The organism is Agrobacterium salinitolerans (assembly GCF_027498475.1).
Classification (GTDB): domain Bacteria; phylum Pseudomonadota; class Alphaproteobacteria; order Rhizobiales; family Rhizobiaceae; genus Agrobacterium; species Agrobacterium salinitolerans.
On record NZ_JAPZLN010000005.1, the window covers coordinates 225,426 to 240,010 of the forward strand.

Annotated in this window: 13 protein-coding genes; 1 reads left to right on the forward strand and 12 read right to left on the reverse strand. The window is 60.4% G+C overall.

Annotation, left to right across the window (positions count from 1 at the left end; genetic code table 11):
* Positions 1-185 precede the first annotated feature (185 nt).
* From O9X91_RS18720 to O9X91_RS18745, 6 genes are all read right to left on the reverse strand, one after another.
* Positions 186-1,001 carry a MurR/RpiR family transcriptional regulator gene (locus tag O9X91_RS18720; protein ID WP_142913128.1) on the reverse strand — a complete coding sequence of 272 codons (816 nt, stop codon included), beginning with the start codon at positions 999-1,001 and terminating at the stop codon, positions 186-188.
* Between the two features lie 173 nt (positions 1,002-1,174).
* Entirely contained in the window at positions 1,175-1,891 is a 717-nt protein-coding gene (locus O9X91_RS18725; protein WP_142913126.1) for an ABC transporter ATP-binding protein, read from the reverse strand.
* Positions 1,872-2,636: an ABC transporter ATP-binding protein gene (locus tag O9X91_RS18730; RefSeq protein WP_080793880.1), complete on the reverse strand. Its 765-nt coding sequence runs from the start codon at positions 2,634-2,636 to the stop codon at positions 1,872-1,874. The genes O9X91_RS18725 and O9X91_RS18730 overlap by 20 nt, the downstream gene beginning before the upstream one ends.
* Complete coding sequence (locus O9X91_RS18735) at positions 2,633-3,640, reverse strand: branched-chain amino acid ABC transporter permease (protein ID WP_269833808.1); 1,008 nt, start codon at positions 3,638-3,640, stop codon at positions 2,633-2,635. The genes O9X91_RS18730 and O9X91_RS18735 overlap by 4 nt, the downstream gene beginning before the upstream one ends.
* 1 nt (position 3,641) lies before the next feature.
* A complete protein-coding gene (locus O9X91_RS18740; RefSeq protein ID WP_077984042.1) occupies positions 3,642-4,505 on the reverse strand; it encodes a branched-chain amino acid ABC transporter permease in 864 nt (287 codons plus the stop codon).
* Between the two features lie 89 nt (positions 4,506-4,594).
* On the reverse strand, positions 4,595-5,767 hold the full coding sequence (locus tag O9X91_RS18745; protein ID WP_142913123.1) for an ABC transporter substrate-binding protein: 1,173 nt from the start codon (positions 5,765-5,767) through the stop codon (positions 4,595-4,597).
* Between the two features lie 343 nt (positions 5,768-6,110).
* On the opposite strand from O9X91_RS18745, the gene O9X91_RS18750 reads away from it, so the two are divergent.
* Positions 6,111-6,485, forward strand: a complete 375-nt coding sequence (locus O9X91_RS18750; protein ID WP_077984041.1) for a hypothetical protein — start codon at positions 6,111-6,113, stop codon at positions 6,483-6,485.
* Between the two features lie 84 nt (positions 6,486-6,569).
* On the opposite strand, the gene O9X91_RS18755 is transcribed toward O9X91_RS18750, so the two are convergent.
* The 6 genes from O9X91_RS18755 to O9X91_RS18780 form a co-directional block, all read right to left on the reverse strand.
* Positions 6,570-7,394 (reverse strand): AraC family transcriptional regulator, encoded by an 825-nt coding sequence (locus O9X91_RS18755; protein ID WP_077984040.1) that lies wholly within the window; start codon positions 7,392-7,394, stop codon positions 6,570-6,572.
* Between the two features lie 120 nt (positions 7,395-7,514).
* A complete protein-coding gene (locus O9X91_RS18760) occupies positions 7,515-9,248 on the reverse strand; it encodes a M14 family metallopeptidase (protein WP_269834363.1) in 1,734 nt (577 codons plus the stop codon).
* A gap of 5 nt (positions 9,249-9,253) precedes the next feature.
* A complete protein-coding gene (locus O9X91_RS18765) occupies positions 9,254-10,102 on the reverse strand; it encodes an ABC transporter permease (RefSeq protein ID WP_077984038.1) in 849 nt (282 codons plus the stop codon).
* 6 nt (positions 10,103-10,108) lie between these two features.
* The gene (locus tag O9X91_RS18770) at positions 10,109-11,032 is read right to left on the reverse strand and encodes an ABC transporter permease (protein ID WP_003519820.1); all 924 of its coding nucleotides are present in this window, start codon (positions 11,030-11,032) and stop codon (positions 10,109-10,111) included.
* A gap of 78 nt (positions 11,033-11,110) precedes the next feature.
* Positions 11,111-12,646, reverse strand: coding sequence for an ABC transporter substrate-binding protein (locus O9X91_RS18775; RefSeq protein ID WP_077984037.1), 1,536 nt, complete (start codon positions 12,644-12,646; stop codon positions 11,111-11,113).
* 41 nt (positions 12,647-12,687) lie between these two features.
* On the reverse strand, positions 12,688-14,508 hold the full coding sequence (locus O9X91_RS18780) for an ABC transporter ATP-binding protein (protein ID WP_142913117.1): 1,821 nt from the start codon (positions 14,506-14,508) through the stop codon (positions 12,688-12,690).
* Positions 14,509-14,585: the final 77 nt, after the last annotated feature.

The window sequence follows — 14,585 nt, forward strand, 5'->3', positions numbered from 1 at the left end:
GCACGCTGGCGCGGTCTGCCTCATATGTGTCGAGCGGATCAGGCAACCATGCCGCCAGTTGTCGCCATCCCGCTCGGGTGAGCCTCCTCCGCTCACTTGTCCCGTCACGAGACGGACAGTCGTGGAATGCCCGTTTCATGGATTTGGATCATAAATTCTATTTTTTCCATTTTCAATAAAAATATTCAGGCCGTCTTGCGTGTTCCGACAGCAACCGCCAGCGTGATGGCGAGACAGAGCGTGGCCGAAAGCGATCGGAATGCGCCGAAATCGATTTCCGTCACCGTCAGAAGTGTTGCACCGGATTTCCGGAGCGGATTGACCGCGGAATCGGAAAGCGCCACGACCGGAATACCGTTGGCGCGGGCGTTTTCCGCAAGCTCCAGCGTCTCAGTGGAATAGGGCGAGAAGGTGATGGCGATCAGCGCGTCGTCGCGGGAAATGGCGCTGATGTTGCCGAGCCCGCCAACCGCACTGTGCAGAACCGCCGGCACCTTCATCTTCTCGAAGGCGTAGGCCAGATAGCTGGCGATGGGGAAGGAGCGGCGCAAACCGATGATATGTACGGTGCGCGCCTGGGAGAGCGCTGAAACCGCCTCATCAAGCTGCTTCGTGTCGACCGATTTGAGCAGCATTTCCAGCGAGGAACGGCCGGCCTCCACGAATTCCGCCAGCAGGCCGGAAGCGCTTTCATCGCCCTTTTCACGCAGATGGTCGAGCCGCGTGGCGTAATCCGGCCAACCGCCGACATAGGAATCACGGAACAGCCGTTGCATTTCAGAAAAGCCGGAAAAGCCCATGATCTGGCAAAACCGCATGAAGGCTGAAGGCTGCACGCCCGCCCCTTCCGCCATTTCGGCGACGGTGGAAACGGCGATGCGATCCTGATTGGAAGCGACATAATCGGCGCATTGCCGCAATCGTTTCGGCAAACCCTCCGCGACCTGGAGCAGCCGCTCCTCAAAAGCCTTTACGGATTCTGGCGCCTCGATTGCCGTCATTGTCGTTCCTTCGTGCGGACTGAAATCGTGTGCACTTTAACTGCAGTGGAATTTTTATTCCATTGGGTTTTTTAGGAAACGGTAAATGAGGCCGGGTGGTGCTCGCGTGGCATTGCTTCCGTCATTCCGATGCAAAGCCGGAGTGACGGGCTGAGGGTGAATAGCGTTTCAAATTAGTGCAGCCCGCCAACTCCGAGATGCGTATCGATAATATCCGGGTTTTCCGCAAGATCGCTGGATGGCCCTTCCCAGACGATGCGGCCGCGTTCCATGATGATGGCGTGGTCGGCGAAGTCGATGGCCATCTGGATGCGCTGTTCGACGAGGAGGATGGTCATTTCGCCGGATTGGGCGAGCTTGGAGAAGGCCGCCATCAGCTCCTCGCAGATGACGGGAGCGAGACCTTCGAGCGGTTCGTCGAGCAGCAGCACGCGCGGCTGGCCAAGAATGCTGCGGGCCGTGGAAAGCATCTGCTGTTCGCCGCCGGAGAGCTGCGAGCCGAGATTGCGGCGGCGCTCTTTGAGGCGCGGAAACAGCGTGTAGGCTTCCTCGATGGCCGATTTTGGCCGAGACTTGAGGCCAACAAACAGGTTCTCCTCGACGGTAAGCGTCGGGAATACATCCCGCGTCTGCGGCACGTAACCGAGGCCGGCTTTGGCGCGGGCGGCACTCGGCAAAGCGGCGATGTCCTGCCCACCGATGCGGATATCGCCGGTGAAGCGTTTCGTCTGGCCGGCCAGCGTGGCAAAGAGGCTGGTCTTGCCGACGCCATTGCGGCCGAGCACGGCAAAACGCGAGCCCGACGGCACGGAAAGCGACAGGCCCTCGATGACCCTTGTCGGGCCGTAACCGGCGGTGAGATTGGTGATTTCAAGCGGCGCTGCGGGCATCGGCGTAACTTCCCAGATAGGCTTGGCGGACTTCCGCATTGCTGGTGACGTCATCAGGCGAGCCGTCGAAGATGACGGCGCCTGCGGCGAGCACCACCACACGTTTGGCAAACCGGAAAACCAGATCCATGTCGTGTTCGATCATCAATATGGCGAGATCAGCCGGCAGCCGGTCGAGCGCCTGTTCGATGCGCGCCGTTTCCGTGGAAGGCACGCCGGCGGCGGGTTCGTCGAGCAGCAGGATTTTCGGGCGAAGCGCCATGGCAAGCGCGATCTCGATCAGACGCTGCTGGCCATAGGCGATTTCGCGCACCCGAGTTTCGGCAAGCGCCAAAAGGCCGAGCGTGCCGAGAATGTCGCGGGCTTCGCTCATGACCGAGGGCATGGCGCGGTATCGGCCGAAAATCCGGCCCGTCTTGCCTTCGCGCTGGAGAATGGCAAGCGCCACATGTTCCTCCGGCGTCATGTCCTGAAACAACCTTGTGACCTGGAACGAACGGACGAGGCCGCGCTTCACCCGCTGGCTGGCGCTGAGGCCGGTCACATCCTCGCCGGCGATGCGCACCGTTCCGGCCGAGGGCTTGATATTGCCGGTGACAAGATTGACGAAGGTGGTCTTGCCGGCGCCATTGGGGCCGATCAGCACCGTGCGGTCTCCCGGCGAAAGCGACATCGACACATTATTGGTAACGACGAGGCCGCCGAAATTTTTCTTGAGGCCGGAGACTTCGAAAATGGCGCTCATTTGCGACCTCCACGAATGCGCGCAATGATGTCTTCACCCGCGCCATAAAGCCCGCGCGGCGCAAACAGCACGACGGCAATCAGCAGCAGGCCGACAATGGTGAGCCAGTGGAACGGGTTGGCGGCGGAAACCACATCCTCGAACCACATGAATGTGACGGTGCCGATCAGCGCCCCGTAAAGCGAACCTGCGCCACCGAGCACCAGCATGACCAGCCCTTCGGCTGAAAGCGTGAAGCTGAGGCTGTCGAGACCGACGACCTGGGTGGAGATGGCGTTCAGCGCGCCGCCAATGCCGGCGACGATGCCCGATATGACGAACATCTTCAAAATAGTGCCATTGACCGAACCGCCCATGGCCTGGATGCGGATGCTGTCCTGCTTGACGCCGCGGCACAGCATGCCGAAGGGCGAATTGACCACCACCTTGAGGGCGAGGAACACGAGGAGCAGCAGACAGACGCCATAGATATAGGCGGTGCGGCCAAAAAGATCGAATTCGAAAGTGCCGAACAGGGCGTCGGGAGAGACGCCCGATAGCCCGTCGCTGCCGCCGGTCCAGCCGGAGGCTTTGTTGGCGGCCTCGTGGAACAGGTGAATGACGGCGATGGAAAGAACGAGCTGCGGCAGGCCGTGGGCGCGCAAGAGAACGGTGCCGGAGACCAACCCGGCCACGCCGCCCGCGCCTGCGCCGACCAAGGTCATCAGTAGCGGATCGGTGATCTCGAAATGGGCCGCGGCAATGCCGGCGGCATAGGCGCCCGCGCCGAAGAGCGCGGCATGGCCAAGTGTCGCGACGCCGCAATAGCCGGTAACAAGATCAATCGACAGCACCAGCAGCGCGATGGCGATGATGCGGGTCAGAAGCGCCAGGTTATCCGGAAACAGATAATAACCGGCAATCGCGGCCATAATGATGAGGAGCGGTCCCGCAAGCGTGCGCAGCGGTGAGCGCGCCTTCGGGATCTCTGCCGTTTCAGTCACGTCGTTCATGAGCACCGCCATCTCATTTCGCCCTTCCAAGAAGGCCGCGCGGGAACAGCGTGATGATCACGATGACCGCCAGGTAAAAGAAGAATTCGCCATATTCAGGAGCAAGATACCGCCCGGTCGTGTCGATCGCGCCGAGCAGAAGACAGGCGATCAGCGCGCCGGGAATGGAGCCTGCGCCACCAACCGAGACCACCACTAGGAAGGTCACCATGTAGCGCAGCGCATAATAGGGTTCGACCGGCAAAAGTTCCGCGCCGATGACGCCGCCCATGGCGGCAAGGCCGACGGCGATGGCAAAGCTGACGGCGTAGATGATTTCGGTGCGCACGCCGAGTGCGGCCGCCATGGCGGCATTATCGACGGCTGCGCGCAGCTTGATGCCGAAGGCCGTCTTTTCGAAGGTGAACCACAATGCTCCGGCCACGGCCAGCCCACAGGCAATGGCGAAGATGCGGTGCGTGGCGATGGTGCGGAAGCCGAGATCGGTGGGGCCGGCTAGTTGCTGCGGCAAGGGAATGGTCTTCAGCGTTGGGCCAAAGACGAAATTGGCGATGCCGATGATGCAAAACGTGATGCCGATGGTCATTAGCACCTGCGTCAGCTCCGGCGCGCCATAGATGCGGCGATAGAGGAAACGTTCGAGCGGAATGGCGATGACGATGGTGCCGACGATGGCGACGAGGATCGCCACGGCGTAACCGAGACCGAGGCCGTGGGCGGCATAGGAGGCGAGGTAACCGCCGATCATGGCGAAAGCGCCATGCGCCAGATTGACCACCCGCATCAGCCCCATCGTGACCGAAAGGCCGATGGAGATGATGAACAGGACCATGCCATAGGCAAGCGCATCGACAAGGATGCTGAAGACCGTCTGCATGCTGAAAAGCTCCTCCCGGTGCTGCAATGCCCATCCGGGCCGGAGACGGGCCGCTATTGGCGACCCGACAACGTCGTCAAAACTGTTCTTTACTTCGCGGCGGCGAGGCCCGGATCACCCTGTTTTTCGAAGGTCTGGACTTCCTTGTTGTAATAATTGCCGTCATCGCCCTTGGCCACTTCGCGCAGATAGATGTTCTGCGTGATGTGGCGGCTTTCCGGATCGATGCTGACCGGGCCACGCGGGCTTGTCCAGGAAAGACCCTTTACCGCGTCCACCGCCTTTTCCGCATCCTGCTTGCCGCCGGTGGCCTCGATCATCTTGCTGATGACGTACATGCCGTCAAAGGCGCCAACGGAAGGGAAGGACAGTTCCTTCGGATTGCCGATCGCCTTGGTGGCGGCTTCCACGAAGGTCTTGTTCTCAGCGGAATCATGCGAGACAGCGTAATGGAAGGTCGTCTGCATGCCGAGTGCTGCCTCGCCGAGCGCCGGCAGATCGGATTCCTGTGTCAGATCACCCGGTGCGAAAAGTTTGACGCCTGAAGATTTCAGGCCGTTATCGTTGAAGGCCTTGACGAAGCCGAGCGTGGTCGGGCCCGACGGCAGGAAGGCGAAGACGCCTTGAGCGCCGGAATCCTTCACGCGCTGCATGATCGGGCTGAAATCATTGGTGGAAAGCGGCATGCGGATGGTTTCCACCACTTCGCCGCCAGCGGCGGTGAAGGCTGCCTTGAAGGCGTTTTCGGCGTCGACGCCCGGGCCGTAATCGCTGACCAGCGAAATGACCTTCTTCACGCCGCCGTCAAAGGCCACCTTGGCGATGGGGGTGGAGGTCTGCCAGGTGGTGAACGAGGTGCGCACCACATAGGGGCTCTTGGTCACGATGGCCGAAGTGGCGGCATTCATGATGACCATCGGCACATTGCCCTGCTTCAGAAGCGGCGTAACCGCCATGGCGTCGGGGGTGAAATAAAAGCCGGCGAGATATTGCACGCCTTCCTTGACCACCAGCTCCTGCGCCAGCGCCTTGGACTGCGCCGGATCGGCCTGCGGAACATCGCGATAGACGATTTCAACCGTATCGTCGCCGACCTTGTTGCCGTGAAGGGCGAACCAGGCGTCGATGCCGGCCTTGAAGTTCTTGCCCTGCAACGCGAAGGGGCCGGAGAACGGACCGACTACACCCACCTTGATCGTATCGGCATAGGCAACGGAACTAAAACAAATGGCCGCGATGGCGGCGGTGATCCGCATTTTCATGACTTCCTCCCAATTGATCCGTGGCTCCCGTCCACCGATCCAGGCTGTCAGATTGATGAGTGCGGCGGCCAAAGTAAAATGAAATAAGGGGGGGTATAAATAACCTGACGGTTATCAATAACGGCTTTGTTGCGCCCCGCCCCAAACCGGAAAGGACAATAACGCCGCCTGAAAGATTTTCAAACCGGTTCCGTCGCCGGTCGTTTCAGACGCGGGAAAACAGCTTCGGGTAAACTCGGTGCGCAATGGTGTTCACGCGAAGGCGAACGCCACGCCTTAACCAGTTTTAAGGGGATTGTTCGTAGCCTCGCGAAGAATATTTCTGAACTTTATTTGGTGTCTGATGAGCGAATATCAAAACAGAGCCGTTGAGCTGATGCGTAATCGCGTCGGCGAAAGTATACTCAACAACAAGATCGAACGCCGCGAGGCGTTTCTTCGCAAGGCGCTCACGCTCTATCTCGGCATGGGCGGAACGGCGGAGGGTGTTCAAGCCGCCGCGCGGGACGTCGCCACCACGCCTGCGCCGACCATCGACGTCGCCGTCGGAGACGTCATGTACAAGCTCGCAGCGGTCGGGCATGTCTCCGATCTCGATATCATCCAGGCTGCCTATAACAAGCTGGATGCCGCCAACTTGCATATTCTCAGCAAGGGCAAGAAGCTGCTGCAGAAGCAGCGGGACCAGAAGCTCGCCACCGCCGCGTCGGCAAAATAGGCGGACCGTCTCCGGTTGGGCGGCGGCCCATGCGCCATATGCCCCAACGCTGGCTGGAGCATATGGTCTTTACAGGCCATTGTTTCAGGCGATGACGGGTATCCAGATTTCCACGCTTCCCCGCCCGGTCTCAGGATTGAAGCGCCGGTCATAACGTTCGAAATCGGGAGAGTCGGCGGTTTTCAGTCCGGCATCGGGCAGCGCCTTGTTCCAGATCGTGTAGACCGTTCGTGGAAGATCCGAGATGTGTCCGTTATGGGTGAAGACCGCGTAGGATTGTGCGGGCAACTCGATATGATCCATGCCCGGTGTTGTTTTCAGCGCCTGGACGCCGGCGAGATAGGTGCAGTTGCCGGCTTCATCGGCGGCGCTGCACACTCCGTAGGCGGCCCCGGATACCACCTCCTCGACCTCGCTTTCGCGCAGATTGAAGCGCTGCCAGAGGGCGGGAATGGTGCTGTTATTCTCCAGTGAGCACGGGGTACTGAGACCCACAACCATAAAGGCGTCGGCACGGCGTATTTCCGGCGGCTGGACTTCGACGAACATGTCGGTTTTCATTTTTAATGGCTCCATGAGATCAAGGGACGAGGTTGATCGGGCCTTGCGAACAGTGCTCGGTAATGCATTGAAATAATTCGCAAAGGCTCGCGTGAACGCCTCATGGGACCCGTATCCCGCATCAAGTGCTGCGGTGAGGATGTCGCCATCGCACAGCGCGATGGTTTCTGCCGCCCTGGAAAGGCGGCGTGCCCGGACGTAGGACATGATCGACAGGCCGGTGGAAAGCTGGAACAACCGGCACATGTGATGTGTACTGATTGCGCAGCGATCGGACAGGACCGTCAATGTCAGGTCCTTGTGCAGATCGGTTTCGATCTGCCAGATGAGCTTGTCGAGAGCGGGCATGGGGTCTCCTGTGGTTCACGCCCTTACCATGCAAAACCGCTCCGCTTCCTGCTTGATCGGGTTTGACTTGTTATCGCCTTTTCCCGCCGCTTTTGCTCCCGCCGCCTCCGACTGGCTCTATCAGGCGACCTGTGGTGACAGGATTTCCTGCCAGGCATCATAGGCGGAGAGAACCGTTTCCATCTGTGCGGTGTGGCCGGTGATGAAATCGTTGCCGTAGATTGTCTCGTCTGGATATTCGGTGATCAGCGTCATCGGCACGGTGTGGCGGTCGTCGACGGAGGACAGGCACGGGAAGCCGTTGATGATGCGAAAACCGGTTTCACCGGCGTGGATTTCATAAAGTGCGATCTGTCGGTTGTTGTAGTCGAGCAGGCCGGGAATGGCGCCGAGATGGCGGGTCACCCGGTCGAGCAGGGCCTCGGCCTGCCTTTCCCAGTCCGCGTGGTGGCGGATGATGAGGAAGAAACCCTTCGGTAGCGTCCACATGGCGAAATTGCGCGGTACATAACCGGAAAGCGGTCGGGTCCATTCGTGAGATGGATAACCGTGCAGGTTCACATGCAGGCTGGCACCGCTGATGTCCTGCGCCTTGAAGCGGATTTCCTTCTCGTTGATATGGCTGCCTGAATTTTCCAGCGTGCGATATTCGAGATCGTCGCCGAGCGCCGTGTAACGCGCTGCGTGATGCATGTGGCGCGGATTGTCGGCTCTCAGCCGTTGATGCAGGGCGTAACCATCCGGATTTTCCAGCGGCGAAATGGTGAAATGCGCGCCCTTGCGTCCGGCGAGCCTGCGGGCGGCCCGGATGGCGCCGACGATGCCTGTGGTCTCGTTAGGGTGCTGACCGCCGCTGATCATCACGGCGGCATCGCTGCCGGCGACATACCGGGCGGCAAGAATACGGCCGGAACGAGAGCGCGCCTCGAATGCCTCGCCGCCGATTTCTTCAAGCAGCTTCGTGAGCTGGCCTGCCGCAACCGGTTCGCTGGCTGTATCGATCTCCTGTTCGCGACCATCGAGAAAGACGGTGGTGAGCCTGCGGGCCTCGATGCGGACGGAGACTTCGCCCTCGCTTTTGACGATTTCCGGTACGATCTGGCCGGGCTTCAGTCCCCGGTCGCCAAGCGGGCGGCCGGATTTTTTCTGGAAGAACTCCAAGAGCGAGAAATAGAAATCTTCATGCAGGGCTTCGCGCAGGCTGACGACTTCGTCGCCAACCGCCAGCGGCAGATCTTCGGCTGGATGCGTGACGCGAATGTTCAGTTCTTCGAAATAGGGCTCGTTGTCACCCCAGCCATGGTCGGCGACGGCTTGGATCGCCGCTTCGAAAAGCCGTTCGAAATCCGTCTCCAGCCGCTCACCTGAAGCGTTGCCGGCAGGCCGGAACCAGCCGGTGGGAGAGACGTTGGTTTCGCCGACGATATCGGTGTGAACCCGGTTCGGCGCCAGAACCTTCAGGGTTTCCGTCTTGCCGTTGCGGCTCAGGGTAACATCATAATGGAACTCGTCGTCTTTTCGGGCGATGAAGTCGATCTTCGTATCGCCCACCAGCGCCGCCAGCGGATAGGCCTCCAACCGGAAACGGTTGGCCGGCGCGCTGGCGTGCACCGGGTAACGCACCTCGATGGTGTCGACGCCATCGAGGCTGATCTCTTCCAGAAAGGTGAAGAGAAGCGGCTTGTAAGCGCTGCGGATGCGGGCGCTGACACCTTTTTTCTTCAGCCGGTTTTCGGCTTCGCGACGGCTTTTGGCGTCATCGAAGCTCCATGCCTCGAAGGACTGGCCGGGTTCGGCATTGGCAAGAAGCGTATCCAGCGTGCGTTCGAAAGTCTGGTCGAAAATCTGGCTCATCGCTGTTACCTCGAGGTTCTGCCGGTGGGGTCGAGGCTGTCGCGCAGCCAGTCACCGAGAAGGTTGAGGCCAAGCACCGTCAGAAGGATAGCAAGACCCGGGAAGACGCTGACCCACCATGCGGTTTGCAGATAGGTCCGTCCATCCGCCAGCATGCCGCCCCAGCTCGGAATGGTCGGATCGACGCCGAGACCGAGGAAGGTGAGGCTGCTTTCGAGCAGGATGTTGTTGGCGACATTGAGCGTCATCAGCACGATGACAGGGCCGATGAGGTTCGGCAGCAGGTGCTGGAGAATGATGCGCCAGTCCTTCACGCCGATAGCGCGGGCGGAAAGGATAAATTCCCGCTCCCGAAGCGTCAGCACCGAGCCGCGCACGAGGCGGGCATATTGCACCCATTGCGAGACGATCAGGAGGATGATGGTGTTGGTGAGGCTGCCGCCGACAATGGCGATGAAGGTGATGGCGAGCAGGATGAAGGGCATGGCGAGCTGGATATCGGCAAAGCGCATGACCAGCATGTCCCAGAACCCGCGATAATAACCGGCCACCAGTCCGACCGCGACGCCGAAGATGACAGCGCCGATGACGGAGGTGAAGCCGACCAGCAGCGAGATCTTGCCGCCGGCGACGACGCGCGCGAGCACGTCACGCCCCAGCGGATCGGTGCCGAGCGGATGGGCGGCATTGGCAAACGGCTTGGCAAGGCGCGCCATGAGGTCGATCTTGTCGGCCCCGCCCGGAAACAGCACGTCGGAAAAGATGACGGCAAGGCAGATGATTGTCGTCAGCGACGCGCCGAGGACGAATTCGAGATTGGTGAAGCGCGAAAGACGCGAGGTTTTGGCAGCCATCGTCACTTACTCCGTGCGGATGCGCGGATCGACAAGGCCATAGGCGATATCGACCAGAAGGTTGATGCCGACGATCATCAGCGACAGCACGGTGATGACGGCCTGAAGCACGGGATAATCACGCGCGCCGACGGCGTCGAAGGCCAGCGTGCCGAGGCCCGGCCAGTTGAAGACGCGCTCAATGACGACGATGCCGCCGAGCAGCCCGCCGAATTGCAGGCCAAAATAGGTGATGAGCGGAATGGCGCAATTGCGCAGCGCGTGCTTGTAGAGAACCTTATTTTCGCTCAGCCCCTTTGCGCGCGCCACCATGACATATTGCGAGCGCAGCGTATCCAGCATGGCCGTGCGCACCAGCCGCACATTGGTAGCCGTCAGGATGACGCCCATGGTGACGGCGGGCATGATGTAGCTGGCAAAACCGCCCATACCGCTTGGCGGCAGCCAGCCGAGCGTGATGGAGAACAAGAGCACCAGCATGGTGGCCAGCCAAAAATTCGGGAATGACAGGCCGACGAGCGAGAAGATGCGGATCACCTGATCGGCCGTCTTGCCGCGCGAGGTAGCGGCCTTGATGCCGAGCGGGATCGACAGCGCAATCGAGACCGCCATGGAGATGAAGGCGAGGAGAAGCGTTGCGGGCAGGGCATCTGCGATCAGGCGCGAGACGGGCGTGCTGCCGGTGAAGCTGCGGCCGAAATCGAGCGTCACGAGACCCTTCAGGAAGCTGAAATATTGCACGAAGAAGGGCCGGTCGGTGCCGAGCGCTGCGCGGATGCGCGCCAGATCGTCTTCCGTCATGCTGCCACCGCCCTGGAACATGGTGACGGCGGGGTCACCGGTGAGGCGGATGGCGAAGGAAACGAGAAGGGTGATGGCGATGACGACAAAAATCGCCTGCAGCAATCGCTTGATGAGGAAACCGGCCACGTTTTTTACCTTGAAGAGAGACCCGACCTTGCCCGCATTGCGGCGGGCAAGGTGTGTTGATCAGAAAAACCAGCCTGATTATTCGACGGTGACGTCGGTCAGCTTCAGGCGGTTATCCGGCGGTGCCACAAAACCCTTGACCCGCTTGTTGATGCCGTAAATGGCATTGGTGTTGTAAAGCGGGATTTCGAGCGCGCGTTCGGCGGTGTAGCTGCCGATTTCCTTGAGGATTTTTTCGCGCTCGGCACGGTCGGTCAGCGGACGCTGGGATTCCAGCATCTTGTCCAGCTTCTCGTCCTTGTCGTAAGGGTTCCACTTTTCACCGGAGTGATACATGGAATAGGCCGTGTTGTCGTAATCGAAGGTCCAGCCGCCCCATTTCTGCTGGAACATCGCGCCGGTCTTGCCCTGCGGGATGATGTCGTTCAGGAGAACGTTGGTCTCATAGGGCTTGATGGTGGCGGTGATGCCGACCATGGACAGATAGCTGGAAATGACCTGCGCCACCTCGTTCATCGTCGCGTCATTGCCACGGATATCGATCTGGAGCGCCGCACCGGGCTTGACGCCGGCTTCCGCAAGAAGCTTCTTTGCACCTTCCGGATCGTAGGGCAGCGGCTTCAGCTCCGGATCGTAACCGAAGGACAGCGCGCTCTGGAAGCTTGCAATCTCGGAGGCCTGACCGGCGAGGATCGACTTGACGATGGTGCCACGGTCGACGGCCATGATGATGGCCTTGCGCACCTTCGGATCGGCGGTGATGCCATCACGGGTGTTGAAACGCAGCGCATCGACCGTCGGGCCGGGCACGCTGACAATCTCCAGCTTGGAATCGCCTTGGATAACCGGGATCATGCCGATCGGGATGGTGGGCGGAATGACGAGATCGACGCGGCCGGCCTGCAATTCGGCAACGGCGGTCGCCGGCTCGGAAATGAAGCGATATTCGAGTTCGGAAAGTTTTGGCGCACCGCCCCAGTAGTCGGCATTGGCCTCCAGCTTGATGTTGGTCTTCGGTGCGTAGGAAACGAATTTGAACGCGCCGGTGCCAACCGGGTTGAGGTTGAAGTTGTCCTCGCCCTTTTCCTGAATGTACTTCGGCGGAACGATCATGCCGCCATAACCGGCAAGCTTGGTCAGCAGCACCGGATCCGGCGCCTTCAGCTTCATGTCCACCGTGTAGTCATCGATGACATCGACGCTTTCGATGGCGACATAGTTGGAGCGCTGCGGGCCCTTGGCACCCTGTTCGCCGAGAAGGCGCTCGAAGGTGAACTTGACCGCGGCGGCGTTGAAGGGCTCGCCATTGTGGAACTTGACGTTCTGGCGCAGCTTGAAGCGGATGCGCTTGCCCTCATCCAGCTCTTCCCAGGATTCGGCAAGGCCGGGCACGAGTTTCAGGTCCGGGCCGCGATAGGTCAGGCCGTCGAAGATGTTGGTGGCGACGGCAGCCCATTGCACGAGGAAAGTGTCGATCGGATCCCAGCTGCCCGGGTCCTGCGGGCTGGAAATGGTCATCTTGCCGGCGGCAAGAGCCGGTGCGGCGGTCAAGGCCGATGCGGCCATGGCAAGCGCGACGAACGTTGTCGTCATCCCCTTCTTGATTATTGTCATCTACCTGTTCCTCTTCAGATGGTTGCGGTTCTGGTTGTTATTCAGGCGCTCTTCGCGATGAAGTGGCCCGGATTGATTTCCTCATGGGCGAGAATGGCCGGCTCATCACCGACACGGCGCACGGGATTGGGGATTTCGCCCTCGATCATGGCGATGCGGCGCTCGATGGTCGGATCGGCGACCGGCACGGCCGACAGCAGGCGGCGGGTATAATCATGCGTCGGCGTTTCGAAGACCTGCCGGCGGCTGCCCATTTCCATGATCTGGCCGAGATAAAGCACGGCCACACGATGGCTCATCTTTTCCACGACAGCCATGTCATGGCTGATGAACAGATAGGCGAGGCCACGTTCGGCCTGCAAATCCATGAACAGATTGATGATCTGCGCCTGAATGGAGACATCGAGCGCCGACAGCGCTTCGTCTGCAATGATGAGCTTCGGGTCGGAAGCCAGCGCACGGGCAATGCAGACGCGCTGGCGCTGGCCGCCGGAAAATTCGTGCGGGTACCGTGCGGCATGTTCGGAGGAGAGGCCCACGCGCTCCAGCAATTCATCCACACGCCGGCGTACGGCCGTTTGATCATTGATCAAACCATGGGTGTTGATCGGTTCGGCAATCGAGAAACCGACCGTCTTGCGCGGATCGAGCGAGGCGAAGGGATCCTGGAAGATATATTGCACTTCCTGGCGCATGCGAAAGCGCTCCGCCGCCGACATTTCAGAATAGCTGCGGCCATTGAAGGCAATTTCGCCCGATACCGCCGTCTGCAGCTGCTGGATGGTGCGGCCGATGGTGGATTTGCCGGAACCGGATTCGCCCACCAGTGCCAGCGTTTCGCCGGCGTGAATATCGAAGCTGACCTTCTGCACGGCGCTGAGGCGATGGGTCGCCTTGCCGAACAGGTTCTTGCGGATATCGAAACGCACGAACAGGTCCTTCACCGACAGCAGCGGCTTCGCGTCATATTTCGCAGTGTTTTGCACGCGCTCTTCACCAACCACGACCGGCTGGCCATCTTGCAACACCGTGAGCGGCAGGCGCTTGGGAAACTCTTCGCCTTCCATGCTGCCGAGACGCGGAACGGCGGAGAGCAGGGCGCGCGTGTAAGGGTGCTGCGGATTGGCGAATATATCCTTGACCGGACCTTCCTCCACCTTCTTGCCCTTCCACATGACGACCACGTCATCGGCCATTTCCGCCACCACGCCCATATCGTGGGTGATGAAGACCATGCCCATGCCGAGCTTCTTTTGCAGGTCGCGCATGATGTTGAGGATCTGCGCCTGAATGGTGACGTCAAGCGCTGTCGTCGGCTCGTCGGCGATCAGAAGCTTCGGCCGGCAGGCGAGCGCCATGGCGATCATCACGCGCTGGCGCATGCCGCCGGAAAGCTGGTGTGGATACCGTTTCAGAAGTTCTGCCGCATCGGGCAGGCGCACCATTTCGAGAAGCTCCTGCGCCCGCGCCATCGCCGCCTGCTTGCCCATTTTCTCATGCAGCACAAGCACTTCGCATATCTGGTCGCCGATGGTGAAGACAGGGTTGAGCGAGGTCATCGGCTCCTGGAAGATCATGGCGATCTCCTTGCCGCGGATCGAGCGCATTTCTTTCTGCGACGCCTTCAGCAAGTCCTTGCCTTCAAACAGGATTTTGCCGGTGGGGTAGGTCGCGCCCATCATGTCCGCAAGTCGCATGGTGGAAAGCGAGGTGACCGATTTTCCTGATCCGGATTCGCCGACGACCGCGACCGTGCGGCCGGGCTCGACGCGGAAGGAGATATCGTCCACGACGCGGCTGTTGCCAAATTCGACGCTCAGGCCTTCGACCGAGAGGAGGGCGTTTGCGTGTGCGGCAGTCATGTCAGCGTCTCCGGCGTGGCGCACGCGGCAAGGCTGGCGTGGCCATATGAAAATGAGCAAGGGGAAATGTCTCGGGC

What these genes read in the sequence shown, in the direction of transcription:
- O9X91_RS18720 (WP_142913128.1), bottom strand. Translation starts at nt 1,001, where the DNA reads ATGACGGCAATCGAGGCGCCAGAATCCGTAAAGGCTTTTGAGGAGCGG.
- O9X91_RS18725 (WP_142913126.1), bottom strand. Translation starts at nt 1,891, where the DNA reads ATGCCCGCAGCGCCGCTTGAAATCACCAATCTCACCGCCGGTTACGGC.
- O9X91_RS18730 (WP_080793880.1), bottom strand. Translation starts at nt 2,636, where the DNA reads ATGAGCGCCATTTTCGAAGTCTCCGGCCTCAAGAAAAATTTCGGCGGC.
- O9X91_RS18735 (WP_269833808.1), bottom strand. Translation starts at nt 3,640, where the DNA reads ATGGCGGTGCTCATGAACGACGTGACTGAAACGGCAGAGATCCCGAAG.
- O9X91_RS18740 (WP_077984042.1), bottom strand. Translation starts at nt 4,505, where the DNA reads ATGCAGACGGTCTTCAGCATCCTTGTCGATGCGCTTGCCTATGGCATG.
- O9X91_RS18745 (WP_142913123.1), bottom strand. Translation starts at nt 5,767, where the DNA reads ATGAAAATGCGGATCACCGCCGCCATCGCGGCCATTTGTTTTAGTTCC.
- O9X91_RS18750 (WP_077984041.1), top strand. Translation starts at nt 6,111, where the DNA reads ATGAGCGAATATCAAAACAGAGCCGTTGAGCTGATGCGTAATCGCGTC.
- O9X91_RS18755 (WP_077984040.1), bottom strand. Translation starts at nt 7,394, where the DNA reads ATGCCCGCTCTCGACAAGCTCATCTGGCAGATCGAAACCGATCTGCAC.
- O9X91_RS18760 (WP_269834363.1), bottom strand. Translation starts at nt 9,248, where the DNA reads ATGAGCCAGATTTTCGACCAGACTTTCGAACGCACGCTGGATACGCTT.
- O9X91_RS18765 (WP_077984038.1), bottom strand. Translation starts at nt 10,102, where the DNA reads ATGGCTGCCAAAACCTCGCGTCTTTCGCGCTTCACCAATCTCGAATTC.
- O9X91_RS18775 (WP_077984037.1), bottom strand. Translation starts at nt 12,646, where the DNA reads ATGACAATAATCAAGAAGGGGATGACGACAACGTTCGTCGCGCTTGCC.
- O9X91_RS18780 (WP_142913117.1), bottom strand. Translation starts at nt 14,508, where the DNA reads ATGACTGCCGCACACGCAAACGCCCTCCTCTCGGTCGAAGGCCTGAGC.